Raw genomic sequence first — 26,643 nt, 5'->3', positions numbered from 1 at the left:
TTTTATGGTCAGACCGCTTTGTGGTTTTTATGGCGTGACCGCCACGCTCACCCTGACCGGGCTGGCATCGCGCGCCGCCGCCGCCACCAGGTAGCGTTCCCAGTCCTGCCCGCTCAGGATCTCGCCGGCCCGGCTCCATGCCGCCCCCGCGTAGTAGCGCAGCGGCTTGCCGCTCGCCGCCGGCGCCACCACCAGGTGATTGAGCCCATCCTCGGTAAAGCTGGTTGAGGTCGGCAGGATGATCGCCGTGCCCATCGCGCCATTGCTGGCCTGCTCGACCCACTGCATCAGAATGCCCGGCGCCTTGCTGCTCACCTTGAGGCTCGGTGTCTGGCCCTTGTCGGTCGGGGTCTTGTTCAGGCCCACCGCCACATCGATGCCCGCCTTGCCGGCAAAGGTAAACGTGCTGTCGATGCGGTCCAGGTAATGCCCGGCATCGACCGTGAAGCGCTTGACCTCGGACACCGGCGTGCCGCCCGCATCCCAGCTGTCGTAGCTCAGTTCGAACACGGCGCGCACCGGGCCGTTGGCCAGCACCTTCCACCCGCTGAAGTTCTTGCCGGTGTACAAAGCCGTGCCATCCCACACCCCGGTGCCGCCGGCGCCGCGCGTCTTGCCGACGTTGTACATGTCCATGCCTTCGCCTTCATCCTTGTGATAATGGTCGTGGCCCTTGTTGTACCAGCGGTCGACGATCGGATACGGCACCCGCTTGAACCAGATATCGAGCCCGCTGGTGACCAGCACTTCCTTGGCGCCCGGACTGGCCGCCGGCGCGCCCAGCGCAGGGCCGTAGGTGCGGTGCGCCAGCTTGTCGTTTTCCCAGGCGAAGTCGTCGAGCCGTTCCGGCACGAAGCGGGCGAAGGCTTTCACCGGAAACGGCGGCGCCACCGTGTCGATGTGCTCGACCGTGAAGATGGCGCGCTGTTCGCCGGCCGCAAAGCTGTGCTGGAAAATCAGCTCGCCGTAGGCGCTGCCGATGTTCTTCGGGTCCTTGGCCAGCGGCGCGATATTCGTCACCTGATACGGCAGCACGCGTCCGGCCGCATCCTTGACGGCGATGCGCTGGATCAGCGCGCCGGGCAGGGCGCGGTTGATCTCTCTCCACGGCAGGACGATGGTTTCCGACGGGCGCGCAATGTCGAGCTCATGGCTGACCGTGATGGTGGCGGCCGGGGCGGCGTGCGCCAGCGGCGAGCTTGCCGCAGCTGCCGCGGCGGCCAGGGCAAGGAAGGAAAACGAAGCGAGTGATCTGGTCATGGCGTTCTCAGTGATGTTCGCGGTAGTTGGTCTGGCCGGCGCCCTTGGGCATGTAGTGATAGGTGCGCACCTTGTGCTGGACTTCGATGTCCGGGTTGTTGATCAGCTTGATCATCTCGGCGCCAGCCAGCAGGGTCGGGCCGTAGCCGTGCAGCGCAAACGGGCTGGTCGGGCGGTTGTAGTAATACACCTGGTCGCTGGCGAAGGTGGTGCCGACGCACGTGCCTTCGACCTGGCCCTTGTCGTTGATGCGGGTCGACAGACCGGCCCAGCCGGCCTGGGCGATCGAGCCATAGGTCGTCGGGCTGATCCAGCCCTGGTTGATCGCGTGCGCAAACACGTACACGAACATGGCGCTGGCCGAGGTTTCGAGGTAGGAATCGTTACGGTCGAGCATCTGGTGCCACAGGCCGGTGCCGGACTGGCGCTCGCCGATGCTTTTCAGGGTCGTGCGCAACTGCGCCAGCACCTGCGGATAGCCCGGGTGGTCTTTCGGCAGCACGTCGAGCAGGTCGGACATGCTCATCACCGCCCAGCCGTTGGCGCGCGCCCAGTAAAAGTCCGGGGCGTCGGGGTTGTTGGCGTTCCAGCCGTGGGTGTACAGTCTGGTCTGTTTGTTGAACAGGTAGCCGCTCATCTGCAGCACATTCTTGACGGCGTCGTCGAAGTGCGCGCGCTTGCCGGTCATGCGGCCCAGTTCGGCCAGCGCGGGGACCGACATGTACAGGTCGTCGGCCCACAGCGACACCGCTTGCGGGCGTTCGCGCGCCATGGTGCCGTCTTTCAGGCGGAACTGCTTGTTGACCACCCAGTCGCTGCAGGTGGCGATGATGTTGGCCATGTCCGGGCCGATTTTCAGGGCGCGGGCGCGCATCATGGCGGCGCACATGGAACCGGCGTCGTCGAGCGCGCGCGGATCGATGAAGCGCGAAAAGCTGTTGCCGCGTTCGAGCTTGAACTGCTTTTCCTGGGCCTGGAAGTAGGGCAGTTTCTCGGCGAAGAAGTTGAAGTGGCGCGCGGTCAGGTCGGTAAAGCGCTTATCGCCGGTCACTTCCTGGGCCTTGACCATGCCGGCATGCACCACGCCCATTTCGTAGACCATGATGCCCATGTCCGCATGGCTCGCTTCGGTGATGGCGCTGGCGTTCGGTTTGCTGAAGTCGGTAATCGGGGCGCCGGTCTTTTTGTCGACCACGCGGGTGGGAGTTGCTGTTTCCATGAAGCCGCGGATGCGGTGCAGGGCGGCGGTGATGTCGGCCACCACCGGCTTTTTGTACGGGACCGGATAGGTGCCCTCGCCCGGGTCGGTCAGGTTCTTGTTGTCCGGATTGCGGAACGGGCCTTCGGCCTGCGCCGGGCTGGCCATGCAGGCCACCGTGGCGATGGCGGCAAACAGTTTAAGTGCTGTATTCACATTGTCCCCTGTTATAAGTGATGATTTTTTAAGCGCTATTTGGTCAGGCCATTCTAGTTTGGTCAGGCCAAATGTGCAAGGCGGACTAGCCACTTGTGTCAGCCCATGGCATACTTTATCGACACGTGGATGAACTGGGAAGATCGCGATGGGCAATGCTGTGCGGGGCTGGGCAATCGTATTGACGGGCGCGCTGCTGTGCGGGTGCGTGGGAATGACGGAGCAAAGCGTGCCGGGCGCGGTTCCCTACAACGCCGCGACCACCTACGCCAGGCTGGTCAAGACCTACCCCTTCATCAAGATCGCGGGCACGCACACCGGCGTTGAAACGGTCACCATCAGCGGGATCGGCTATGCGCGCCGCGGACAGCACCTGTTGCAGCTCGATCTGCACCTGCCGGGACAAATCACGCGCAATCAGGGGCCGTTGGCGGCGGTGCTGCTGGTGCACGGCGGCGGCTGGCGTTCCGGCGAGCGCAGCAACATGGCGCCGCTGGCCGCGCGCCTGGCCGCGCGCGGCATCGCCGCCGCCGTCATCGACTACCGCCTGGCCGACGAAGCGCGCTACCCGGCCGCCATCCACGACGTCAAGGCCGCCGTGCGCTGGCTGCGCGCCAACAGCGCGGCGCACGGCATCGACCCGCAGCGGATCGCGCTGGCGGGCGGCTCGGCCGGCGGGCAAATCGCCAGCCTGGCGGGCGTTACCAGCGGCACGCCGACGTTCGATCCCGATGGCGAAGGCAACCCGGTATCGAGCGCCGCGCAGGCGGTGATCAACATCGACGGCCTGTCCGACTTCACCTCGCCGGCCGCGCGCGCCAACGAAGACGACCCGAAGAAAAAACCATCGGCCGCCGGCTTCTGGTTTGGCGGCAGCTACGCCGAAGCGGCCGGCCTGTGGCGCGAAGCCTCGCCCACCTTCTACGTCAACCGCCACACGCCGCCGATGCTGTTCATCGGCAGCGCGCAGCCGCGCTTTGCCGTCGGGCGCGACGAGATGATCGACAAAATGACCGCCGCCGGCGTCGCCACGCAAGTTGTCATGCTGCCCGATTCGCCGCACTCCTTCTGGCTGTTCGAGCCGTGGATCGACCCCACGGCCGACGCCATCGCCGCGTTCCTGCATACCCATATTCCAACAACAACGAGACCAGCACCATGACCACACCGCATTTCCTGCACCGGGCCGTGCCCTTGTTCCTGCCGCTGATCCTGCCGCTGGCGCTTGGCGCCTGCCAGAGTACGCCGAGTGCGCCGCAGCAGCCGTGGACGGCCGACCTGGGCAACGGCCAGTACCAGAATCCGATCCTGCACGCCGACTATTCCGACCCGGATGCGATTCGCGTCGGCGAGACCTATTACATGACCGCATCGAGCTTCAGCAACACGCCCGGCCTGCCGCTGCTGCAATCGAAAGACATGGTCAACTGGGAACTGGTCGGCCACGCACTGCCGAAACTGGTGCCGGAAAACGTGTTCGCCACGCCGCAGCCGGGCAAGGGGGTGTGGGCGCCGTGTCTGCGGTTTCATGATGGACAATTCTGGATTTTTTATCCCGATCCGGACTTCGGCATCTACGTCATGACCGCCACCGATTTCAAGGGACCTTGGAGCGCGCCGCACCTGCTGGCCGGCGGCAAGGGCCTGATCGACCCGACCCCGCTGTGGGACGACGACGGCAAGGCTTACCTGCTGCACGGCTGGGCCAAGAGCCGGGCCGGTTTCAACAACGTGCTGACCTTGCGCAGCATGGCGCCGGACGGGCGCAGCCTGCTCGATACGAGCGGCCAGATCGTCATCGACGGCAACAAGCTGCCGAACTACAAGACGCTGGAAGGGCCGAAGTTCTACAAGAAGGATGGTTACTATTATGTCTTCGCGCCGGCCGGTGGGGTGGAGGAAGGCTGGCAGTCGGTGTTCCGTTCGCGCAGCATTAGCGGGCCGTATGAAGACAAGATTGTGATGGCGCAGGGCAAGTCCAGCATCAACGGTCCGCACCAGGGCGCCTGGGTGACGGCGCAGGATGGCAGCGACTGGTTCTTCCACTTCCAGGACAAGCGCGCGTACGGGCGCGTGGTGCACTTGCAGCCGATGCGCTGGAAGGATGGCTGGCCGCTGATCGGCGAGGAAGTCGACGCCAGCGGCGTGGGCCAGCCCTTCGTGCGGCATGCCAAGCCGCATGCGTCCGGTCCGGTGCGGGTGCCGCCCACAGGCGACGAGTTCTCAAGCGCGGCGCTGGGGCTGCAATGGCAGTGGAGCGCGAACGGCAAGCCGGAATGGACATCGCTGGCGGCAAGACCCGGCCAGTTGCGTTTGCAGGCGCAGCCGGGGACCAATCTGCGCGAGATGGCGTCGGTGCTGACGCAGAAGCTGCCGGCGCCGGCGTTCACGGTCGACACGCGCATCGAACTGTCGGCCACGCAGGAGGGCGACCGGGCCGGGATGGTGCTACTGGGGATGAAGTATGCGTGGCTGGGATTGCGCCGTGCGGGAGCGGGATCGCAGCTGGTGCTGGGGCTGTGCGAGGGCAATGAAAACGCGTGCACCGAGAAGGATCAGCTGGTGGCGCCGGTCGATGGGAATGCGGTGTACCTGCGCATGACCATGGCCGATGGCGTGGCCAGGTTCTCGTACAGCCTCGATAACAGCCGTTTTGTGGAGGCGGGGCAGCCGTTCAATGCCAGCATGGGGCGCTGGGTTGGGGCGCAGATGGGCTTGTTCAGCGCGGGTGGCGCGCAGGCGCACGCCGATGTCGATTATTTCCGCGTCAGCCGCTAGGGCTGGACAGCGGAGCGCTTAAAAGGCCGGATCGTTGGCCGCCATGCGCGAACGGCGCCAGCGCCAGACGTTGAAGGCGGTCAGCGCGGCGGGTACGCCGATCACGACCAGCCAGGCGCTGGCGTCCATGTCGCGCGTGATGACCACGCCGGCGCCAAGAGCGAACGCGATCAGGCCGCGCAGCAGGATCCAGTTGAGCTGGGCTTTGGAATTTATTTTTTGCATGTGTCGAAGTTGGATCATGAGGGCGGCGCGCGGCTGAAACAGCCCGCTAGCGTATCACGAACCCGGCTCAGGGCGTCGCCAGCCCTGGTTCCGGGTGCCATCCCCGCCCGCCATCGAAACCGGAAAACACCGCCGCCCGGCTCGACAGCGCGGCCGCTTCCTTTGCGTTGAGAATCGCACCGCCCACCCTTTGCGACAAGTCGAGCGGCTTGCCGTCCAGGTCCATGCTGCCCGATTCGCGCCAGCCGCTGGCGGCCGTTGCGCTGGCCGGATTAGGCGCCGGCTCGCGCTGCACGCCCTTGCCGCCCCAGCCGGCCGGGGCGATGTGCTCGCCCATCTTGCAGTTGATATAGGCCACGTTATCCCAGGTGGCCTTGGTACCCGGACTGCGCGCCAGGTAGGTGGCGCCGCGCGCGATCTTGTTGGCCAGCGGACCCGGGCCGGGGCCGTGCGTCAGTGCGCTGTTGAGGAACACGAAGCCGGGGTCCGCCGCGCTCACCGTGCGCGCCTGCACCACATAGCCGCCGCTGGACGGATTGGCGCTGTCGCCGACCGAGCGCAGTTCGCTTTCTTCAAACAGGGCTGCGCGGTTGGCGCCCCAGATGAAGTCGACGTTGCCTTCGATCAGCGTGCGGTAGAACCAGGAATAGCCTTTGACCTGGATCGTATCCTGCTCGCTGAAAAAGCTGGCGTTGCGCGCGATCAGGCGGCCGCTGTCGTTGTTGAAGTAGACGGTTTCGGCCTGGCCGGCGATCTTGTCGGAGCGCAGGGTGGTGTTTTTCAGGGTCAGCGTGTCGAGCGTGAGCAGGTCGGATGTTTCGACCATCAGCAGGGCGCGCCCGCCGGTGAAGGATGGGGATTGGGGAGGCTGGCTCAGGCCCGAGCCCGGGTTGTGGCCATCGTTGTTGCCGTTGTGGATGACCACGCCGTCGCGGCTTTCGCCCTTGATGGTGAGGTTGTCCTTGCCCCGGATGAACAGCATCTCGTCGTAGCGGCCGTTGGCCACGGCGATTGTGACCGGCGTGGCCTGGCCGGCATGCCGCATCGCGTGGTTCAGCGCGCCCTGCACGGTACGGAAATCGGCCGGGCCGTCAGCGTCCACCGTCAAGCTGGTGCCGGATGGCGCCGTGGCGCGGGTGCGGAAGATCCATCCATCGGCGCGGCCGACACCGGCGAACGGCGCGCCGTTGATGGCCGCGTTGTCGAACACGCCCGCCTCGATCACCACGTAATAGGCGCTGGCGTAGGCGAGGCGGTTGGCGTGCGGACGGATGGTGGCGTGGTGGCCGTCGATGGTGATCGGGGCGCGGCGCGTGTAGCGCAGCTGGTCCTGGCCGGGGTAGCCGATGGCCGCCACTTCATCGCCGGGACGGATGATATCGACCAGCTTGTGATCGGCCTGGCGGTAGATGCGCACCGAACCGGCGCTGCCGAGGCGCGGCGGCTGGTCGAAGCGCAGGCGCAGCAGGGTGTCGGTCTGCACCGCGTCGGCGCGCGCCGGCGGGGAGATGGCGCCGGCGAGGTCGGTCCTGGACGCGGCGGGCGGCGCGAAGGCGGGCCCGATGGTCGCGTCGATGATGCTCTGCACGGTCGGATCGGCGGCGCTGGCGACGATCAGGCTGGCGCTGCCGGGCTGCTTGGGCGTGACCACGATGCTGTTGCCGCGCACGACGGCGCTGGCCACGGCCGGGTTGCTGGAACGGACCGTAAAGCGCGCCGGCGTGACGCCGTCGCCGTTGAACGCGCTGATGGCCAGCGTCGACGGCGGATCGCCGGCTTGCGCCCTGAAGCTGCTGGCGGCGACGGCGGGCGCGATGCGCATGGGTTTGTCGGCGGGATTGCCCACGCGGATATCGGCCAGTTCAAACCCCTTGCCGCTGCTGTAGACGCCGAGCGCGCCGGGGATGGCCGAGCCGGGCACGGTGGCGGTGCTGAGTTTTTCGCCGTTGAGATAGACGGTCAACGACTCGCCGATCATCTCAAAGCGCACGGTGAGAAAGCGACCCTCGCTGGGGATGGTGCGTTTGACCTGTTTCAGGCGGCCGAGCTGGCCGTCCTGCTGGCGCACGATGTCGGCCTGGACGGTCGGGCTGGCATCGCACATCCGCAGGCCGGCGCCGAGCCAGTTGTCGGCGTCGACATGACGGCCGAGCAAATACAGCTGGCCGGGCGGGCCGGGCAAGGCGCGGATGCGTGCCTCGACAAAATAGTCGGTGGCGGGCGCCACCTGCGTGAACAGCGTGCGGACGGCCGCGGGATCTTCGTCAAGGCGCATCACCTTGTCGGGCGGTGTTGCAAAACCGGGGTCTGTCCCCGGTTTTGCAACTTTTACGATCAAGTTCGCTCTTGCAAAACCGGGGTCTGTCCCCGGTTTTATTACAACTTTTTCCGAACCCTGAGCGATGGGAGTCAGGAGCAGGGTGAGCAGCAGAGGGGCGGTCAGGCGCTTGGACATGGATTGGTGCTCACGGGGCGAAGGCGGGACGCAGGGCGGGAATCTGGCGCCGCAACTCGCTGGCGACCATGCCGGAAAAAAGCGCCGCGCCTTTGGCGCCGACGTGGGTGCGGTCGAAGCTGGTTTTGGGCGTGCCTTGCGGTTCGACGGCGACACCCGGTGCCGCTACGACCGGCGCTGCGTTCGGGTCGGGCGGCAGCGCTTGCGCCAGGGTGTCGGCTTCGCTTGACCCCATCGCTTGCACCGCGTCGGCGCTGATCTTGTTCAGGTCGACCAGCAAGGCGCCAGTCTCTTTCGCCACGCGCCGCACTTCGGACGCCCACGGCCCCAAATCGTCGCGCAGATATGGGCCCTTGAAAATGCGCCGCGTCAGCGGCGTGACCAGCACCGGCACGCCGCCGAGCGCGCGCGCTTCGCTGACATAACGGGCGATGTTTTGCGGGAACTGGGTCACCAGGTCGGTCGAGCGCCCGGGTTTGCCCGGCTGGTCGTTGTGGCCGAACTGGATCAGCACGTAGCTGGCGCTGAACGCGGCGCCGTCGCGCAGCAGCGCCTGCACTTCGTCCCAGCGCCCTTCCGCGCGAAAGCTGCCGGAGCTGCGTCCTCCACGCGCCAGGTTGATGCAGGCCACGCCGGCGCGCAGGCGCTGGCACAGGGCGTCGCCGTAGCCGGAACGGGTCGCCATGGTCGAGTCGCCGACGAGGATGATGCGCGCCGGTTTGGCGGCGTCATCGGCCGCTTGCGCCGCTGTGCCGCCAGCTAGCGCCAGGCAGGCCAGCGCTGTCAGGAAGTGAAGGCTGTTCATCATCAGAAGGTGTAGTTCACGCGCACGTTGTAGGCGCGGCCGATCGGCTTGGCGATGTTTTGCGCGAATACCACGCGCGAACTCAGTCGCTGGTTCGACAGCGGCGGGTCGACGTCCAGCAGGTTGTTCACCCCGAAGGTGAACTTGAGCTGCTTGTTCCAGGCGTAGCTGGTGGTCAGGTTGTACAGGATGTACGGCGCGATCTCGTTGTAGAACGGCTGCCCCGGCTTCTGGCTCGGCAGGGCGTTGGTGTCGATGTAGCTCGAGGTGTACGACTGCGTCAGCTGGGTGCCGAAGCCGCCGCGGCTCCACGACAGGCGCAGGTTGTGCTTCCATTTGAAGACGTAGGTGTTGGCCGAGGTGGCGCCGGTCGAGAGCGCGCCCGGTTTGCCGACGCTGTCGATCCAGTCGCCGCCTTCTTCGTTCTGGCCTTCGTATTTGTTGACGTAGGTGCCGTCGAAGGACATGCCGAAACGCCCCATCGTGGCGGTCGGCAGGGTGTAGTTCAGGCTGGCGTCGATGCCCTGCGTGCGCAGGCCGCCCATGTTCAAACGCGTCTTGGTGATGTAGGCCAGGGTGCCGTCGGGATTGCGCACGAACAGCTTGTTGTATTTGTTGACGTCGCCAAAGATCGTGTCTTCGGAAATCTGTGCGATCGTGCCTGTCATTTCGACGTTCCAGAAGTCGAGCGAGGCCACCAGGTTCTTGATCGGTTCGATGACGATGCCGGCGGTGAAGGTCTTCGACTTTTCCGGCTCGAGGTCGGGGTTGGCGCCGGTGAGCACGGTCAGGGTGCTGCCGCAGACCTTGGCGGCGTCCAGGTTCAGGCCGGCGTATTGCGGGTCGGTGGTGAGGGTGCCGGTGCCGCTGATGCCGGGCGTGCCGCTCGGGCACAGCAGCGGGTCATCCCACTTGGAGGTGGACGGTACGCGGGTTTGCGGGGTGCCGTACAGCTCGGGCAGGGTCGGGGCGCGGAAACCCGTGCTGGCGGTGGCGCGCAGCATCAGCGCCTTGGATGGCTCGTAGCGCACGCTGGCCTTGGGGTTGAAGGTGGTGCCGAAGTCGCTGAAGCGGTCGGCGCGCATGGCCAGGTTCACATTCAGTTGCTTTGTGAACGGCGCGTCCAGTTCCAGGTAGGTGCCGAACACGGTGCGCTGGCCGCTCGGGTAGCGGTTGGGCGTGCCGGAGACTTTGTAGACCACCGCCTCGCCAATGTCGCCGGAAGCGTCGCGGTAGGTTTCGCGGTGCAGGTCGGCGCCGACGGCGAGCGCCAGCGCGCCGCCGCCCAGGGTCATCAGCTCGCGGTTGAGGGTCAGGTCGGGGCCGTAGTAGTGGACTTCGGCGCGGCGGTTGACCAGGCCGGCGGCGGTGATGCTGTCAAGATACGCCTGGCCGGCGGCGTCCTGCGCACCAAAAGGGTTGAGCACGCCGTCGGCCACGCCCTTGTACAGCTCGGGCGTGCGCAGGTAGCCGCTCAGGAATTTGACGGTGCGCTTGCTGTAGGCGTAATTAAAGCCGGCCTTGTAGTCCCAGCCCTTGAACTGGCCTTCTTCGGTGAGCACCAGGCGGTGGCTGTTCTGGCGGTCGTCGGTCATCGCCGGGCCGAGTTCGTCCAGGCTCCAGGTGAGCGCGAGGTCGGCGCCGTTCAGGCCGGCCACGGCGGGCACGCCGCCCGCTCCCCCCGGATACCATTTGCTGTTTTTGGTGATCATCAAGGGCTTCCTCAGCCCGGGATTGACCTTGTCGTAGTCGGTCTGGGCGCCGAAGGGCTGCGGCGGATTGAGGGCGTCGATCCAGGACTCGGAACTGAGCAGTTCGACCGTCAGCAGCTTGCCGTCGCCGTGGCGCAGGCTGCCCTTGGTCAGCAAGGTGGTTTGCTTGTTGTCGGCCAGCAGTTGCGGATACAGGTTGGGGGCGAGCACGCAGGTCTTGCTGCCGGCGCCGCCCGGCTTGGTCGAGGGAACCGTGTACTGGCCCTGGTACGGCGCCACGCAGCCGGCGCCGAAATACGGGTTGCCGGTGACGCTGGTCGGTTTGCCGTTGGCGTAGACGGTGTAGTTGGCCGGCGCCGACGAGGAGCCGGAGGTGTTGCTGGTGAAGGCGGTGCCGCCGAGGCGGGCAATGTCGTCGGGGTCGCTGATGTTGGGGCGGTCGCGCTGCATGAGGGCGCTGCGTTTCTGGGTGTCGAAGGCGGCGTAGATGTTCCAGCCGTCCTTGGCCAGGTCGCCTTTGCCGGTGGTCAGGCTGAAACGGCGCTGGTCGCCGCCGCCGCTGCGCTCGGGCGCCATGACGCTGGCGCTGGCGGTGGTGCCGGTGATGGCGCGCCTGGTGATGAAGTTGACCACGCCGGCAATCGCATCGGTGCCGTAGATGGCCGAGGCGCCGTCGCGCAGCACGTCGACCCGTTCGATGGCGCTCATCGGAATCACGTCGACGTTGATCGCGCTGTCGCCGATGGCTTCGTTGGCCAGGCGCCGGCCGTTGAGCAGGACCAGGGTGCGGTTGGTGTTCAGGCCGCGCATGTTGATCATGGTGCCGCCACCGCCGCCGCCCACCGGTTCGTTGGTGGCGCCGGCGGTGAGCGAGGTGGCCACTTCGGACATCGTGGTCAGGCCGCGGTTGACCAGGTCGTCGGCCTTGATGGTGGTCAGGGGCAGGGCGTTTTCGCTGGCCAGGCGCTTGATGGAGGAGCCGGTCACTTCGATCCGGGTCATGCCGTCGTCGCTCTGCCGGGCGGCGGCCTGGTTCATCAGGCTCAGGACCGCGATGGCGATAGAGGAAAGCAGTCGCTTCGGTTGCGGGAACCTGGATGAGTTTGGCACGGCGTGTCTCCTGATTGGTATTGCTTTTATGGTTAGGCCAATTCTAGTTTGGCCTGACCAATTAATCAAGGTGGACTTGCCAGTTGTGCATTTTATGCCTGATCGGCACGATTGCGCACGGCCCACGCCCGCGCTGGCGAGGTGGACATAAAAGTGTGGTGGAAAAGGATGTGGGGCGACTGCCGGGCGGCTACCCGCGCGAAAAGGTGCGCGTTACCCGCTCCAGGTGCGCGCGCATCGCCTGGCGCGCGCCAGCCACGTCATGCGAGGCAATCGCCTCGAGAATCTTGCGGTGGTCGGTCAGGGTGGTCACGCGCAAATCCTCGGTCTGGAAATGCTCCTTGAGCTTGTGCCACAAGCTGCCGCGCTGGTTCCACAAATAATCCACCACCCCCACCAGCGCCGTGTTCCCCGTGGCGCGTGCAATCGCCAGGTGAAAATTGCGGTCGGCCTGCTCGTTGCTGGCCCGGTCTTCGTGATGGTGTTCCATCTCCAGCACCGCCGTCAGGATCGCGTCGATGGCCGAGTCGGTGGCCATCTTGGCGGCCAGCGCCGCCACTTCGGACTCGATCATGCGGCGCGCGGCCAGCACTTCGAACGGACCCGGCCCGACTTCAGGCACATCGGCCTGCGCCGTGGCCTGCTCGCTGACATACACGCCGGAGCCGCCGCGCACTTCCACGATGCCGCTCAGTTCGAGCACGATCAGCGCTTCGCGCAGCGATGCGCGGCTCACGCTGAGCTTGGCGGCCAGGTCGCGCTCGGCCGGCAGGCGCTCGCCGGCCTTGATGCTCTCGTCGCGGATCAGGGCCTGGATGCGGGTGGCCACCACCCGGTACAGGCGCGGCTCAGCCGAGGTCGATTCTTGCGGCGCAGAGGGTTTCTTCATTGATTGCTTGGATCCGGGGTAAGACGTGAGGGAAGTGTTGACATGCCCGCCTGATTTTAGTTTGGTATGGCCGATGTTGCAAGGCTCCCCCGTTGCAAGGCTCCCTCACGTACCCGCTACCAGTTCGATTCCCTTTCCGGCGTCGATGAAATGTGGTGGATCGACAAATCGGCGCCCTGGAATTCCTGCTCCGGGTCGAGCCGCAAGCCCATGGTCTTTTTCAGCACGCCATACACCAGGTAGCCGCCGGCCAGCGCAATGGCCACGCCGAGCACGGTGCCGGCCAGTTGCGACAGGAACGCCACGCCGCCCATGCCGCCCAGGCTTTTCAGCCCGAAGATGCCGGCCGCGATGCCGCCCCAGGTGCCGCACAGGCCGTGCAGCGGCCACACGCCGAGCACGTCGTCGATCTTCCAGCGGTTTTGGGTCAGGGTGAACATGGCTACGAAAATCGCGCCGGCGATGGCGCCGGTGGCCAGCGCGCCGAGCGGGTGCATCAGGTCCGAGCCGGCGCACACGGCCACCAGTCCGGCCAGCGGGCCGTTGTAGGTAAAACCGGGATCGTTCTTGCCGAGCACCAGCGCAGCCAGGGTGCCGCCGACCATGGCCATGAGCGAGTTGACGGCGACCAGGCCGTTCATCTTGTCGAGCGTTTGCGCGCTCATGACGTTAAAGCCGAACCAGCCCACCGCCAGGATCCAGGCGCCCAGCGCGAGGAAGGGAATCGAGGAGGGCGGATGGGCGGCGATGGCGCCGTTGCGCCCGTAGCGCCCGCGCCGCGCCCCCAGCAGCAGCACGGCGGGCAGGGCGATCCAGCCGCCCACGGCGTGCACCACGACCGAACCGGCAAAGTCGTGGAACTCGGCGCCGAAGACGAGCTTGAAACAGGCCTGGATGCCGAAGCGCCCGTTCCAGGCGATGCCTTCGAACAGCGGATAGATGAAGCCGACCAGCAAGGCGGTGGCGATCAACTGCGGATGAAACTTGGCGCGCTCGGCAATGCCGCCCGAGACGATCGCCGGAATCGCGGCGGCGAAGGTGAGCAGGAAGAAGAATTTGACCAGTTGGTAGCCGTTGCGCTCGGCCAGCACGTCGGCGCTGGCGAAGAAATCGACGCCATAGGAAATGCCGTAGCCGATGAAAAAATAGGCAATCGTCGACACCGCAAAGTCGGCCAGGATCTTGACCAGGGCATTGACCTGGTTCTTCTTCCTGACCGTACCCAGTTCCAGGAAGGCAAAGCCGGCGTGCATGGCCAGGATCATGATGGCGCCGAGCAAAATGAAGAGCGCGTCGGCGGCGTGGTTGGTTCCGTTCATTGGACGATTCCCGATAAAGGTGCATGGAAGATGTGATGTTCTTTGATTAAGCAATAATCGTTCCATTTTGGTGCGTGGCGCCAAGTGCCTGATCTGGAAGGGGAATGTGGCGCGCGCGGGGCGTGCAGGCGCCGCACGCACCACGGCGGCGCATCCGTTTTGGTGCGGCGCCAGTGAGCAGGTCACGCTGTTCCTGCGTCTCGACGCCTTCGGCGATGACCTTGATGCCGAGCTTGTGGCCCATGACGGCGATGGCTTGGCACAAGGCCAGATCGTCCGGGCCGGCCACCATCTTGAGGACAAACGACTGGTCGATTTTCAGATAGTCGATGTGGAATTTCTTGAGGTAGGACAAGGAGGAATAGCCGGTGCCGAAGTCGTCGATCGACATCTGGATTTCGCTGATGTCGGTGGAAATGCCGATCAGCTGGGCGACGTGGGCGGCGTCGCCGCAGCCGGACAGCGCGGCGCGGTCGCACACGTCGAAATAATTGATGCCTTCGCTGACGCACAGCGGGTCGCCGCCGTTGGCGAGCGCGAAATCGCGCCAGGCCTTGTTCGACGCCAGGATCGTCCCGCGCTGCAAGAAAGTGCCTGCTTCCGGACAAATTATTTCGCAAATGGTGTATTGACGCGTTGGGGGCTCTGCGGGCGATAGCGGAATCAATTGATTTCAGGAACGTTTCGCGCGCAGTCTGTGTATAGTGCCCGCTGGACAATTCCATCAATCCCCATCCAGCGCCTAATGCCCTTAAGTTAAGCGGTTTTATGCCGCAAACCTCGAAACCGTCTTTCTTGCCACTGGCAGAAAAGACTTCCCTCGGAGGCGGGAACGCTGTGCGTTCCCCCTCTGCGGGAAGGACGGATCTTAAGTTAGCGGCATTATTATCCAGCGCCTGGATCTCGCCCGAGTTTCCCGATGAAACAGTTTCGATTGCCCCGCCCGCGCGGTGCCCGCCGCGCAAGACCACTGTGGCTGGCGCTGCTGGCCGCAAGCGCCGGGCATGGCGCGCAGGCGCAAGGTCCGCTGGCGCCGGCTGGTGTTACGCCGGCCGCCGGTACGCCAAGCGCTGTGGTGCAGGCCGCCCGCACGGCGGCGCCGCCCAAGCCGCCGCCGGAGGGCGATATGCCGGTGCCGTCGGTCACGGTCGAAGGCGAGCGTCCGACCAACCGCATCGACCGCCAGGTGTACGACATCAAGGCCGACGTGAGCACGACCAACGGTTCGGCCGCCGATGCGCTGGGCAATGTGCCGTCGGTGGCGGTCGATCCGGACGGCAGCGTCAGCCTGCGCGGCAACAGCAATGTGCAGATCCTGATCGACGGCAAACCGTCGGCCATGTTGCAGGGCGAGAACCGTGGTGCGGCGCTGGCCGCGATGGCCGCCGACGATATCGAATCGGTGGAAGTGATCAACAACCCGGGGGCGCAGTTCGGCAACGAAGGCGGCGGCGGGCCGATCATCAACCTGGTCACGCGGCGCAACAAGCGCGCCGGCGGCCTGGGCGTGGCCAACCTGAATGCGGGCACGGGCGGACGCGCCAATTCGGCGCTGTCCGGGAGCTACAACCAGGGGCTGTTCAGCTTCCAGGGCGGCATCAACGCGCGCCATGACGGGCGCGATTCCATGGCCACGGTGGTGCGCGAGCGCATCGATCCGGTCAGCGGGGCGGTGCGGCGCAGCACGCAGGCGTCGAGCGGGGCAGGGCTCAACGATGCGTTCGGCATCAATGGCGGCGTCGGTTACAACCTGGGCACGCGCAGCAAGCTGGCCGCGAATCTCGCCTACAGCAAGCGCAGCAACGACCAGCACGGGCGCGACCACTATGTGAACAACGGCGCGACGGGCGAACTGGCCAGCGATTACTTGCGCACCAGCGAGCGCAGCGGCACCAGCGAAAACAGCAGCTGGGGCGTGCGCGGCGAGCACAAGGGCGAAGCCGACGGCGAACTGTTCAAGATGGACCTGCGCGTGTCCACCAGCAGCAACCGCAACGACAGCGCCTACGCGAACAGTTATCTGTACGACAGCGACGGCAGGCAGCGCGCCTTCAGCCGCCAGGGCAGCGGCAGCCGCAACCGGGTTACCGACTGGAGCGGCGACTATGAGCGCTCGATCGACACGGCCATGCTGAAACTCGGCTATAAACTGGCGCGCAATGCCGGCAGCGTCGACGCGCGCCATGTGAACATCGATGCGCTCACCATGGACCAGACCGACAACGCGGCGCGCAGCAACCGCTTCGCGCTCGACGAGACCACGGCGGCGCTGTACGGCTCGTGGCAGTGGCGGGTGGACGAACGCTGGGGCGTGCTGGGCGGCTTGCGCGCGGAATATACCCGGGTCGATATCCGCCAACTGACGGCGCGCAGCGAAGCGCGCAACGACTACCTGAGCACGATTCCGAGCTTCTTTATCAGTTACAAGGCGTCCGACAAGACCACGATCAGGCTCAGCTATGCGCATCGCATCCAGCGGCCGGTGGCGGGGGATCTGAATCCGTTCGTGGTGTACCGGGATGAGGTGAATGTCTCGTCCGGCAATCCGGGATTGCTGCCGTCGGAGACCGATTCGATCGAGCTCGGCCTCGATACCGCGCTGGGGCCGGTGGAGTCCAACCTGCGCGCGTTTTTGCGCAAGGAACACGATCTGATTTCCGAGCGGCGCTACTTTATTGGCGACAACGTGCTGTTGACCACGCGCGACAACAGCGGCGGCCGCCAGTCGGGCGGGCTGGAGTTCAGCCTGAGCGGGAAGGTCGGCAAGACCTTATCGCTCAGCACCAGCGGGAATCTGGGGTACAGCGAGCAGGCCTACCTGAACAACAACGGTGCGGCGCTGCGGCGTTCGGCCACCTCGCTCAATCTGCGCGGGCGCATCAATTACCAGGTCAGTGCGGCCGATCAGGTGCAGGTGGTGTTCAACACGCAGGGCAAGACCCTGATCGGGCAAGGTGTTCGCGAGCCGAATTCGACGGTCAACCTGAGCTACCGGCATAGCCTGACGCCGCGCCTGAACGTGGTGCTGAATGTGACGGACATGTTCGATTCGAACAAGACCCAGTCGCGCATCGACAGCGACATCCTGCGCGAAAGCAGCCTGCGCCGCTACGATGGGCGGCTGATTTACCTGGGATTGTCGTACCGCTTGGGTGGCGTGACGCCGGGCGGACGCCGGCCAGGCGCCTGAACAGCCAAACACCGGGGTGGTTGGCTTATTTGGGGGCGCTCAGGCAGGTTTTCATGAACGCTTTGCGCTCGTCGCCTTTTTTACCCGCTGCCTCGGCATTGCAGGTCTTCATCTTGTTCTGCTGCGGCGTGGCGGCCGGGGCTGCTGGTTTGCCGCTCAGGCATTCTTTCATGAAGGCTTTGCGCTCGTCGCCTTTCTTGCCGCTGGCGTCGGCGTTGCAGGTCACCATCTTGTTCTGCTGGGCCGATTTGGCCACCGGCGCGGCTGCTTCGGGCGCGGCAAACGCGGCACCGGTGAACGCCAGCAGGGCGCAGCTCATCAACATCTTTTTCATCATGATCGTCCTCAGGTAGTTGGATTGTTCCGACGTGCAACAAGGTAAATATACGTCAGATGTCACTTCGGCCACCACTTTTTCTTGCCACCGGGGCTTTTTGGCCCTCTTCCAACTGTCCATGATTTGAAGCGGTATAATTGATTTTTCACGGTTCACAAGCGGTTCAACATGAAGGATGACGCCATGAATGAACTTTCTACCGATCACGAAACCGTGCGCTCCGACGACACCGGCGCCTACCGCAGCGGCGTGGCAGCACGCCTGGCGGGATTGCCGGTCGAAACCTTGCGGGTGTGGGAGCGCCGCTATGGTGTGTCGACACCGCAACGTTCGGCGCGCGGGCAACGTTTGTATTCGAGCGCCCAGGTGCGCCGGCTGAGCCTGATCAAGCAACTGGTCGACCAGGGCCATCCGATCGGCGCCATGGCCCATTTGCCGCTGGAACAGCTCCAGCACCTGGCCGAGCCGCTGGAAACCGACACCGGCGCCAGCGGACCGATCCGGGTGGCGGTGGCGGGCGCGGGACTGGCGCGCCAGTTGACCGCCGGCGGGCGCGAGCTGCTCACGCTGGACGTGCGCCAATCCTGCGCCCGGCTGGAAGAGGCACCCACCGCCTTGCGCGGTGTGGGCGCCGATGTGCTGCTGATCGAGTTGTCGGAACTGGACGATTCGGCCCTGCCGCTGGTGGCGGCGGCGCGCCTGGCGTGCGGCACGCCGGCGGTGGTGGTGCTATACCGGTTTTGCGCCAGCGCCACCATCCGCCACCTGCGCGCCCTCGGTTGCCTGGTGGCACGCGCGCCATCCGACATGGCCGAGGTGGCATTGCTGTGCCAGGTGGCGTTTCCGGCCCGGCGCGCGCACCTTGCCGCGCCGCCGCGCGTGCCGCTGGTGCCGCCCGGCGAGGCGGTGGCGCCGCGCCGGCTGGACGACCAGGCGCTGGCGGCGCTGGCAGCGGCCAGCAACAGCGTGATGTGCGAATGTCCGCGTCACCTGGCCGATATTTTGCTGATGATCGGCAGTTTTGAACGTTACAGTGTGCAATGCGGATCGCGCAATCCCAGCGACGCGGCCTTGCACCAGGAATTGGGGCAGGCCGCCGCGCAAGCGCGCGTGCTGCTGGAACATGCGCTGGAACGGCTGGCGCGGGCCGAAGGCTTGCCGCTGCCGGATGGGCTGGCGTGAGCCGGGCCGCCATTTTTATCTATTTATACAGGAATTGAGCATGTCGAACGGACTGACTACCGAATACCAACCCAGCACCGTGACGGTGTCGGAGCGCATCCGCGCGCGCCTGGTCGCCAGCAAGACGCGCTTCCACGCCAACGACAATATCGCGCGTTTTATTGAACCGGGCGAACTCGACGAGCTGCTCGACGAAGTCAGCGCCAAGCTGCAAGGCGTGCTCGAGAGCCTGGTGATCGATACCGTGAGCGACCACAATACCCAGGACACCGGGCGCCGCGTGGCCAAGATGTTCATCAACGAAGTCTTCGGCGGCCGCTATGTGCCGATGCCGCCGGTCACGGAGTTTCCCAACGCATCGCATCTGAACGAGCTGATGATCATCGGCCCGATCACGGTGCGCAGCGCCTGTTCGCACCACCTGTGCCCGGTGATCGGCAAGGTCTGGATCGGGGTGATGCCGAACGAGCATTCGGCGCTGATCGGCCTGTCGAAGTACGCACGCATCGCCAACTGGATCATGAGCCGTCCGCAAATCCAGGAAGAAGCCGTGGTGCAACTGGCTGACTTGCTACAGGAAAAAATGCAGCCGGACGGGCTGGCGGTTGTGATGGAAGCGGACCATTTTTGCATGCAGTGGCGCGGCGTGAAGGATATGGATGCGAAAATGATCAACAGCGTCATGCACGGTTCGTTCCTGAAAGATCCGGCGCTGCGGCGCGAGTTCCTGTCCCTGATTAAACGCTGATCTTCGGAGAATCACACCATGCTCGTCCGTCTCCTGTACGCCAGCCGCGCCATTGCTTCGCCGCAGCCCGATACGATTCACGACATCATGTGCCAGTCGCACGCGCACAATCCGGCCCAGGGCATCACGGGCATTTTGTGCCACAGCGAGCACGTCTACATGCAGGTGCTCGAAGGCGGGCGCGAGGCGATCAACGGGCTGTACGCGAAAATCGTGCGCGATCCGCGCCACACCGATGTGGTGCTGCTGCACTACGAAGAAATCAACGAGCGGCGTTATGCCGGCTGGACCATGGGCAAGGCCAACCTGGCGCGCATCAATCCGTCGACCCTGCTGCGCTTTTCGGACTTGCCGGGATTAAATCCGCATGCCATGTCGGGCAAGAATTCGCTGGCGCTGATCGACGAGCTGATGGCCAGCGCGTCGGTGGTCGGGCACCCGTAAGGACGGGCACGAGGCTAGCCAAACGCTGGCCGAACGGCAGCGCCGCAGCCGCGCTGCACGGGTGCTGGCCCCCCCACAATGCCGCAGCCCCTGCCGCCCGGCCGTCCCGCACCTTGGGCCGGGTCGGCGTGTTGTCTTCTAAGCCTACGTAACGTTGATCTGTACCCTGCGCGGCTGCGCATGCGCTGTTTTCGGAATACGGATCTTGAGTACCCCGTGCGCCAGTTCGGCGCTGGCCTGTTCGCCATCAAGTTCTTTCGACAGCGCGAAGGTGCGCTGGTATTGCTGGTGCTTGACCTCGGCGTAGCGCGATTCCATTCCCTCCGGCACATCGAGCGAGACGGCGCCATTGATGGTGAGACTGTTCGTTTCCAGGCGCAGGTCGAGCTTGTCCTTGGACACGCCCGGCATGTCGGCAAGCAGGGTGATGCCGCTGGCGTCTTCGATCACGTCCACCGGTGGGATCAGCACGCCGGTGCGGGGCGCGATGCTGCCGCCGGCCTGGTCCGGAGAGCGGGTTGTGGTCATCCCGCCTGTGTCAGCGCCGCCCGCCTGCGCGCTGCCCTGAGCGCTAGCGCCGGCCGTGCTTGCACTGCCTTCCTGGCCGGCGCCGGTGCCACTGCGGCCACTGCCGCGCATATCACCGCCCGCCTCGCTGCCAGCGGCGCCGCCCACATTGCCGGTGTTGCCCGCACTGCCTGCAAGGGCGGCATCGGACGGATTACCCATCGGCCCTGGATTGCTTGCCTGGCCAGCGATATCTGGCGCGTCTGCCGCACCGCTGTGCTCTTTGTCGTCGTTCGTCATGGTGCGCTCTCCTGTTCAGTGAACTGAAATACGGTGTGGCTGCGTTGCCTCGCGCCGCGCCACGCTGACGTGCAGCACGCCATCGCGATAGTGTGCCGCGACCGATTCGGGGTCGATATCGTCCGGCAGGTTGACCACCCGCCTGAAGCGGCCGGCGAAGCGTTCGTTGATTTGCACCGTGGCTTGCTGCTGCGCGCTCGAGAGGTCGTCGGCACGCTCGCCGGCGATGGTCAGCACGCCGTGTTCGAGCTGCACGTCGATCGAGGCCGGGTCGAGCCCGGGGACAAACGCATACATCTCGACGCTGTGCGGCGTGCTGCCGACATTGAGCGCCGGAAAGCCGCCACGGCCCAAGCCGCGAATGCTGGGGCCAAGGTCGAAGGCTTGCTGGATTTCGCGCTGAAGGCGGTCCAGTTCGGCGAATACATCGCCCGGAAACATGGATCGATACATCATCATGGTGTTCTCCCGTTTAGCTGATGGGAGTTTGACCGGATGCGGCGGGAGTGGTTCGCCGCCGACGCCTGGCATGGCTGCTTGACGCAGGGGGTTTGAGATAAATCAAAGATGCGCGCGGCGTTGGGCCGGTTGGCCTGCATTCGGGTTGAAACGCGAGAGACCGGGAATCAAGCGCTTGCCGGCGGGCAGCGCAGGCCGGGCCTGGCATCACGCCTTGCCCGGGCGCGCGCTTCCGACGACGCACGATCCTGGCCAGGCCGAGTCGCCCGCCTTCATTTGCGCCAGCTTGTGCGTGCAGGCCTGGGCGGCGGGGTCGTCCCCTGCAAGCCTTATGCGGCTTGAAGCTCGTGGTACAGCGCCAGCATCTCCTGGCTCAGCTTGTGACGCGGGTCGAGGTGGATCATCGGCAGGTTGCGGTCGTGCGATTCGCGGATGCGGATCGAACTCGACAGCTTGTTGGCGAGCACCGGCAAGCCTTCCGCGCTCAGTTCGTTCACCAGGCGCTGCGGCAGCAGGGCGCGCGCCTGGAACTGGTTGACGACGATGCCTTCGATCGCCAGCGCGGGATTGTGGTCGGCCTTGATCTCGGCCACGTTGGCCACCAGGGTGTACAGCGCCTGGCGCGAAAAGTCGTCGCAGTCGAAGGGGATCAGGCAGCGGTCGGCGGCAATCAGGGCCGACTGGGTGAAGAAGTTGTAGGCGGGTGGGGTGTCGACGACAATTTCATCGAAGTCCCTGGCCAGTTCGTTGAGCGTGTCGCGCAGCTTGTAGATCTTGTGGCGCGCTTCGAGCTTGGCCTGCAAATCGCCCAGCTCCGGATGCGAGACCATGATCGACAGGTTCTCGAACGGGGTCGGATGGACGAAGTCGCTGGCCGGGCGGGGGAAGACGATGAAGTTGAGCATCTGCTCGAAATAGGCGCCCATGGTCGGGGCCACCTCGTTCATGGCCGCGCCGAGCAGGTAGCGGCTGGCGTTGCACTGCGGGTCAATGTCGATGAGCAGGGTTTTCTTGCCCTCGTGGGCCGCAATCGCTGCCAGGTTGACCGCAATCGTCGATTTTCCGACGCCACCCTTCTGGTTGAAAATCACACGTTTCATCTGCGGCCCGGGAAAAGTGACTAATTTTCAATACTAGCATGCTGCGATGCAGCATCCGCAGGCGCGGGCGAATTAGCGGGAAAGCAGGGCGTCAATCGCTGCTTTCGTAAGAAAAAAGCAACGCTACAGGAAGAAAACGGGAGGGGCAGGCGAGCGCCAGCCGGGCCCGGGGGCGCGGCTGGCGTGAGGAGGATCAGTCTTCCAGCAGGCTGCGCAGCATCCACGCATATTTTTCGTGCGTCTGCATGCGCTGGGTCAGCAGGTCGCAGGTCGGCTGGTCGTTGGCTTTTTCGGCCACGCTGAACAGGGCGCGCGCGGTGCGGACCACGGTGGCCTGGCCTTCCATCAGGTCGCGGATCATTTCCTTGGCGTTCGGCGTGCCGCTGGTCGGGGTGATCGAGGTCAGCTCGGCGAATTGCTTGTAAGAACCCGGGGCCAGCTCACCCAGCGCACGGATGCGCTCGGCGATCAGGTCGACCGCCAGCCACTGTTCGTTGTACAAGGTCATGAACATGGTGTGCAGGGTCTGGAACATCGGACCGGTCACGTTCCAGTGGTACTGATGGGTTTTCAGGTACAGGGTGTAGCTGTCGGCGAGCAGGCGCGACAGGCCTGCGACGACTTGCTTGCGGTCGTCGTCGGCAATGCCGAGGTCGACCATGGGGGCTTTCGAGGTTTTGCTGCTCATAAGCATGCTCCTGTAAGAAGTGTTAATGGAAAACGGTAAGGAATATAAGCGATTTCAGGCCAGCGCGTGCGCGCCGGCGCCGGCGTGGATCTGGCCGACGATCTCGTAGGAATGCAGGCGCGCCTGGTGATCGAACACTTGCGAGGTGATCATCAGCTCGTCGGCGCCGGTGCGTTCGATGAATTGCTGCAACTGGCGCTCGACCGTCCCGGGCGAGCCGATAGCCGAGCACGACAGCACTTGGTCGAGCATGGCGCGTTCCTGCGGGCCGAGCGCGTCCAGGTAGCCGGACACGGGCGGCTGCAAGCGTCCCGGACGGCCGCTGCGCAGGTTCACGAAGGCTTGCTGCATCGAGGTCGCCAGCAGCGCGGCTTGCTCGTCGGTATCGGCGGCGAACACGTTAAAGCCGAGCATCACGTAGGGCTTGTCGAGCTGGGCCGATGGGCGGAACTGGGCGCGGTACAAGTCCACCGCCTGCATCATCTGGGCAGGGGCAAAGTGCGAGGCGAAGGCGTACGGCAGGCCGAGGTGGGCGGCCAGCTGGGCGCCGAACAGGCTCGAACCGAGGATCCAGACCGGTACTTTCAGGCCCAGGCCGGGCACGGCCATGACCGGGCGGCGCGAATTTTCGGCGAAATAATCCATCAGCTCGACCACGTCTTGCGGGAATTCGTCGGCGTCGGACTGCAGGTTGCGGCGCATGGCGCGCGCGGTGGCCTGGTCGGAGCCGGGAGCGCGCCCCAGGCCGAGGTCGATACGGCCGGGATAGAGCGATTCGAGCGTGCCGAATTGCTCCGCAATGACCAGCGGAGAATGATTCGGCAGCATCACGCCGCCGGCGCCGACCCGGATGCTGGAGGTGCCGCCGGCCACGTAGCCGAGCAGCACGGCAGTGGCGGCGCTGGCGATGCCGGGCATGCCGTGGTGTTCCGCCAGCCAGTAGCGGTTAAAGCCCCAGCGTTCGGCATGCTGGGCCAGGTCGAGCGTGTTCTGGAAAGAAACCCGGGCGGTGCTGCCCTGGGTGATCGGGGACAGGTCGAGTACGGAAAAGGGAATCATGGTTGCCTTCGGTAATGGGTCTGGCGCGGCCACTATGGTGCAGCGCGATACCATTACATGGGGACGGGACCCGCATTTAAAAGGCATGTCTTTTCGGTGCCCGTATTGACAAATGCCATAAAAAACGCCGGCTGGGGCCGGCGTCGTGTTCCCGTGGCGGGAACGGTGCTGCAACAGGAAGGCGGAAAAGCGCCTCAGAACTGTGTCTTGTCCTGCTGGTACAGGGTATCGTGGGGACCGGCCGGCAGGCCTGCGCCGAGGCGGTACACAGCCAGGCCGTTGGCCTGGCGCGCCAGCGGAATATAGTTCGGCTTGGCTTTTTCGATCGCGGCAATGACCGCCTTGGCGATCAGCCCGGCCAGGCCGGCTTGCGATTGCTGGGCGGAGGGGTCGTACACCATTTTTTCCGTGTGCTTCCACAGTTCCTGCCCCGTACTGCCGCTCTTGAGCGCGTAGCTCAGTTCCACCGTGGTCACGGTCGAGAGCACCGCGTAGCGCGAGTCCCAGCGTTCGATGGCGACATACAGGATGCTGTCGGCGCCGAACAGGCCGCCCAGCTTGACCGGATCGCTGGCGTGGACCAGGTCGGCGTCGGCCAGGCCGTCGTCTTCCATCACGCGCTTGACCAGGTTGACCGGGAACACGTAGTAGCCGCGTTCGGCGATCGGACGCGAGATGGTCGACAGGAAGTAGTCCGGGGCATCGACGTCGACGCTGCGGCTGACCACCGGCACGATCAGCACCGAGCGCGGGTTCGCTTCGCGGAATTTGGCGTAGTCCTTGTGGACTGGCGCGCGCGTGGCGCAGCCGCTCATGAGGACGAGCGCGGCGCCCAGGGCGAACAGTTTGCTTTTATAACTCATCATTGTTTCACTTCCACCTTGGGCGGCGCCTGGGTCAGCGCGATCTTGCTCATTCTGTCCATCAACACGGCCGATTCCGGCCAGCGGCTTTTTTCTTTGTCGAACCAGGCGAGTGCTTCCTGATGGCGCCCGCGCGCCATCAGCAGGTAGCCGTACTCGGCATACATGCCGGGGCCGACGCTGCGCTTGCCGGCCTCTGCCTTCTTGATGGTGCTCTCGATGTCGAGCATCAGGGCGTCGGGCGCGCTCGGGTTCTTGTAGTAGCCGTACATCGACTGTTCGTAATTGCCCCAGTCGTATTTGGGTGGGGGTGCCGTGGCGCAGCCGCCCAGCAGGGCGAGGGTGGCGCCGGTCAACAGGATGCGTTTCATTTGGTGCTTTCGGAAGCGTAGACGAGTTTGCTGCTTTCGCCGTTGCTGGCGAAAATTTTCTGGGCCATCAGGACGCTGGCGCCACGCCGCAGTTCGACGTGGTGCACGCCTTCTTCGATCAAGAGGCTGTTGGCGACGCCGTTGTACTGGGCCGCGTTGCCGGCCGCCAGGCCGTCGACGTAGAGGATGGCGTCGGCCGGCGCGCCCTGCACGATCAGGGTCGGGCGCGGCGCGCCCGTGCTGACCTGGGTGGTCGGCATGGCGCAGGCGGTCAGGCAGGCGGCCACGGCCAGTGCGAGGAAGTTTTTCATAGGGTTCATTTTTTCTGTTCGGTGATGAAATAGCCGGCGTTGTTGCCGCTCGGGACGCTGCCGCTGATGATCTCGGCGACGGCGCCTTCATTGCTTTCGGCGTCGCCGAACAGGCTCACCACGCGCACGCTGCCCACCGCGGTGCCGGGCAGGGTGATCTGAAAGCCCGTCTGCGCGCTCTTGATCTTGTCGCCTTCACGCATGATGGCGAAGGTGTCGCCGGTCTTGATGCCCTGTTTCGCGCCGCCCGACATGAACACTTGCTTGCCGTCCGTCTTGAGGATGTCGGTGCGCCACTGGCGTTCTTCCAGCTTCGAGATGAGGGCATTCTGGACATCCGAAATGGCCGCTGCGATGGCGCGGTCGTTCAGGGTGCTGTCGTAGTCGGCCTTGCTGCCGTAGCCGGCGATCTCGCCCGACTCGGTATTGGCCTGGCCTACACCGGAAGCGGTGAAGAAGATGTGTCCGGTGCGGGCGTCGGCCAGGCGTACCTCGACCTTGGCGCGCGCGGTCTGGACCTTGGTCGAGCTCAGGAAGCCGCTCTTGCCGGTGGTGCTGCGGCCGAATTCGGTGACCGAGCCGAGAATCAGGGCATCGACCCCGATCAGCTGGGCTGCGGCGCCGTTGCGCGCCGCCTCGTCGGTGAGCTTGCCGATGTCCTGGCGTTCGAAGACCAGGAACTTGTTCGAGCCGACCAGCTTGGTGGCGAGCATGTCCGAGGCTTGCTTGCCGAGCGGATCGAGGCTGGCGTCGGTCTGGAAGGTGCGGCCGTAACGGGTTTCGTTCGAAAAGCGCCCGATGGCGACCTTGCGCTTGAAGACCTTGGCGTCCGGAATCGCCGCCGCTTGCTGGGCGGCCTGCTGGGCGCTGCGCGAGGCGCTCGCTTCCACCGCCACTGGCGGGGTGGTGGTCGTCGCGCAGGCGCTCAGGAGTAACACGATACCTGCGCTGATGAGAGATTTATTGAACAAAACCATTCCTTTGTCATTGTAAGTTTTGGTAAGGAATTAATTATAATCATTCAGTAATATTTACGGTAGGAAATGCTTGTGCCGCTGCCGATGTGGCAGGCGTAGAAACAACAATGCCAACAGCAAGCTGTTGGCATTGTCGGGGA

At 65.0% G+C, this 26,643-nt stretch carries 24 protein-coding genes and 1 pseudogene; 6 read left to right on the top strand and 19 right to left on the bottom strand.

The annotated features are described in order from the left end of the window. Positions 1-27 precede the first annotated feature (27 nt). Positions 28-1,260 (bottom strand): DUF4861 family protein, encoded by a 1,233-nt coding sequence (locus F1609_RS25615; protein WP_167079471.1) that lies wholly within the window; start codon positions 1,258-1,260, stop codon positions 28-30. 7 nt (positions 1,261-1,267) lie between these two features. Then, the gene (locus F1609_RS25610; RefSeq protein ID WP_370661677.1) at positions 1,268-2,674 is read right to left on the bottom strand and encodes a glycoside hydrolase family 88/105 protein; all 1,407 of its coding nucleotides are present in this window, start codon (positions 2,672-2,674) and stop codon (positions 1,268-1,270) included. A 214-nt stretch (positions 2,675-2,888) separates the two neighbouring features. Between F1609_RS25610 and F1609_RS25605 the strand changes: the two genes are divergently transcribed. Together F1609_RS25605 and F1609_RS25600 are read left to right on the top strand one after the other, a co-directional pair. Further along, a complete protein-coding gene (locus F1609_RS25605; protein WP_167079470.1) occupies positions 2,889-3,836 on the top strand; it encodes an alpha/beta hydrolase in 948 nt (315 codons plus the stop codon). Beyond that, entirely contained in the window at positions 3,833-5,452 is a 1,620-nt protein-coding gene (locus F1609_RS25600) for a glycoside hydrolase family 43 protein (protein WP_167079469.1), read from the top strand. The genes F1609_RS25605 and F1609_RS25600 overlap by 4 nt, the downstream gene beginning before the upstream one ends. An 18-nt stretch (positions 5,453-5,470) precedes the next feature. Here F1609_RS25600 and F1609_RS25595 read toward each other — a convergent pair whose 3' ends face one another. From F1609_RS25595 to F1609_RS34825, 7 genes and pseudogenes are all read right to left on the bottom strand, one after another. Further along, positions 5,471-5,677 carry a hypothetical protein gene (locus F1609_RS25595; protein ID WP_166878016.1) on the bottom strand — a complete coding sequence of 69 codons (207 nt, stop codon included), beginning with the start codon at positions 5,675-5,677 and terminating at the stop codon, positions 5,471-5,473. A gap of 67 nt (positions 5,678-5,744) precedes the next feature. Next, positions 5,745-7,952 (bottom strand): pectinesterase family protein, encoded by a 2,208-nt coding sequence (locus tag F1609_RS25590; protein WP_167079468.1) that lies wholly within the window; start codon positions 7,950-7,952, stop codon positions 5,745-5,747. 190 nt (positions 7,953-8,142) lie between these two features. Then, positions 8,143-8,940: a rhamnogalacturonan acetylesterase gene (locus F1609_RS25585; RefSeq protein ID WP_229422063.1), complete on the bottom strand. Its 798-nt coding sequence runs from the start codon at positions 8,938-8,940 to the stop codon at positions 8,143-8,145. Next, on the bottom strand, positions 8,940-11,759 hold the full coding sequence (locus F1609_RS25580) for a TonB-dependent receptor domain-containing protein (RefSeq protein ID WP_167079467.1): 2,820 nt from the start codon (positions 11,757-11,759) through the stop codon (positions 8,940-8,942). The genes F1609_RS25585 and F1609_RS25580 overlap by 1 nt, the downstream gene beginning before the upstream one ends. Positions 11,760-11,949: 190 nt before the next feature. Beyond that, positions 11,950-12,648, bottom strand: a complete 699-nt coding sequence (locus F1609_RS25575) for a FadR/GntR family transcriptional regulator (protein WP_166896455.1) — start codon at positions 12,646-12,648, stop codon at positions 11,950-11,952. Positions 12,649-12,764: 116 nt separating this feature from the next. Next, positions 12,765-13,967 (bottom strand): ammonium transporter, encoded by a 1,203-nt coding sequence (locus F1609_RS25570; RefSeq protein ID WP_167079466.1) that lies wholly within the window; start codon positions 13,965-13,967, stop codon positions 12,765-12,767. A gap of 166 nt (positions 13,968-14,133) precedes the next feature. Continuing rightward, positions 14,134-14,364 (bottom strand): annotated as a pseudogene (locus F1609_RS34825) (EAL domain-containing protein); the annotation flags it as partial. Between the two features lie 522 nt (positions 14,365-14,886). Here F1609_RS34825 and F1609_RS25560 point away from each other — a divergent pair. Continuing rightward, positions 14,887-17,157 (top strand): outer membrane beta-barrel family protein, encoded by a 2,271-nt coding sequence (locus F1609_RS25560; RefSeq protein ID WP_167079465.1) that lies wholly within the window; start codon positions 14,887-14,889, stop codon positions 17,155-17,157. Positions 17,158-17,182: 25 nt separating this feature from the next. On the opposite strand, the gene F1609_RS25555 is transcribed toward F1609_RS25560, so the two are convergent. Further along, positions 17,183-17,491, bottom strand: coding sequence for a PsiF family protein (locus F1609_RS25555; protein ID WP_167079464.1), 309 nt, complete (start codon positions 17,489-17,491; stop codon positions 17,183-17,185). Between the two features lie 186 nt (positions 17,492-17,677). Between F1609_RS25555 and F1609_RS25550 the strand changes: the two genes are divergently transcribed. Genes F1609_RS25550 through F1609_RS25540 form a run of 3 tightly spaced genes read left to right on the top strand, consistent with a single transcriptional unit; the run spans position 17,678 to position 19,868 of the window. Continuing rightward, complete coding sequence (locus F1609_RS25550) at positions 17,678-18,676, top strand: MerR family transcriptional regulator (protein WP_167079463.1); 999 nt, start codon at positions 17,678-17,680, stop codon at positions 18,674-18,676. Between the two features lie 40 nt (positions 18,677-18,716). Further along, on the top strand, positions 18,717-19,424 hold the full coding sequence (gene folE, locus F1609_RS25545; RefSeq protein WP_166896465.1) for a GTP cyclohydrolase I: 708 nt from the start codon (positions 18,717-18,719) through the stop codon (positions 19,422-19,424). Between the two features lie 18 nt (positions 19,425-19,442). Continuing rightward, entirely contained in the window at positions 19,443-19,868 is a 426-nt protein-coding gene (locus tag F1609_RS25540; protein ID WP_166896467.1) for a BLUF domain-containing protein, read from the top strand. A 144-nt stretch (positions 19,869-20,012) separates the two neighbouring features. Here F1609_RS25540 and F1609_RS34820 read toward each other — a convergent pair whose 3' ends face one another. The 9 genes from F1609_RS34820 to F1609_RS25495 all read right to left on the bottom strand — a co-directional run bounded on the left by F1609_RS34820 (position 20,013) and on the right by F1609_RS25495 (position 26,464). Then, on the bottom strand, positions 20,013-20,675 hold the full coding sequence (locus F1609_RS34820; protein WP_229422062.1) for an Hsp20/alpha crystallin family protein: 663 nt from the start codon (positions 20,673-20,675) through the stop codon (positions 20,013-20,015). Positions 20,676-20,690: 15 nt separating this feature from the next. After that, complete coding sequence (locus tag F1609_RS25530; RefSeq protein WP_167079513.1) at positions 20,691-21,128, bottom strand: Hsp20/alpha crystallin family protein; 438 nt, start codon at positions 21,126-21,128, stop codon at positions 20,691-20,693. 335 nt (positions 21,129-21,463) lie between these two features. Continuing rightward, positions 21,464-22,234, bottom strand: a complete 771-nt coding sequence (locus F1609_RS25525) for a ParA family protein (RefSeq protein ID WP_167079462.1) — start codon at positions 22,232-22,234, stop codon at positions 21,464-21,466. Positions 22,235-22,427: 193 nt separating this feature from the next. Next, the gene (locus tag F1609_RS25520) at positions 22,428-22,922 is read right to left on the bottom strand and encodes a Dps family protein (RefSeq protein WP_196785491.1); all 495 of its coding nucleotides are present in this window, start codon (positions 22,920-22,922) and stop codon (positions 22,428-22,430) included. Positions 22,923-22,976: 54 nt separating this feature from the next. After that, positions 22,977-23,981 carry an LLM class flavin-dependent oxidoreductase gene (locus F1609_RS25515; RefSeq protein WP_167079460.1) on the bottom strand — a complete coding sequence of 335 codons (1,005 nt, stop codon included), beginning with the start codon at positions 23,979-23,981 and terminating at the stop codon, positions 22,977-22,979. A gap of 194 nt (positions 23,982-24,175) precedes the next feature. Then, positions 24,176-24,847 carry a DUF799 domain-containing protein gene (locus F1609_RS25510; RefSeq protein ID WP_229422061.1) on the bottom strand — a complete coding sequence of 224 codons (672 nt, stop codon included), beginning with the start codon at positions 24,845-24,847 and terminating at the stop codon, positions 24,176-24,178. Continuing rightward, positions 24,844-25,215, bottom strand: a complete 372-nt coding sequence (locus tag F1609_RS25505; protein ID WP_167079459.1) for a DUF4810 domain-containing protein — start codon at positions 25,213-25,215, stop codon at positions 24,844-24,846. The genes F1609_RS25510 and F1609_RS25505 overlap by 4 nt, the downstream gene beginning before the upstream one ends. Then, complete coding sequence (locus F1609_RS25500; RefSeq protein WP_187363131.1) at positions 25,212-25,526, bottom strand: hypothetical protein; 315 nt, start codon at positions 25,524-25,526, stop codon at positions 25,212-25,214. Before F1609_RS25500 ends, F1609_RS25505 begins: the two co-directional genes overlap by 4 nt. A 5-nt stretch (positions 25,527-25,531) precedes the next feature. Beyond that, on the bottom strand, positions 25,532-26,464 hold the full coding sequence (locus F1609_RS25495; RefSeq protein ID WP_243493935.1) for a CsgG/HfaB family protein: 933 nt from the start codon (positions 26,462-26,464) through the stop codon (positions 25,532-25,534). Positions 26,465-26,643: the final 179 nt, after the last annotated feature.

The sequence above is a fragment of the Massilia aquatica genome (assembly GCF_011682045.1).
Classification (GTDB): Bacteria; Pseudomonadota; Gammaproteobacteria; order Burkholderiales; family Burkholderiaceae_D; genus Telluria_A; species Telluria_A aquatica.
The sequence above is the reverse complement of the archived record's forward strand: the minus strand, read 5'-3'. Positions and strand labels throughout refer to the sequence as shown.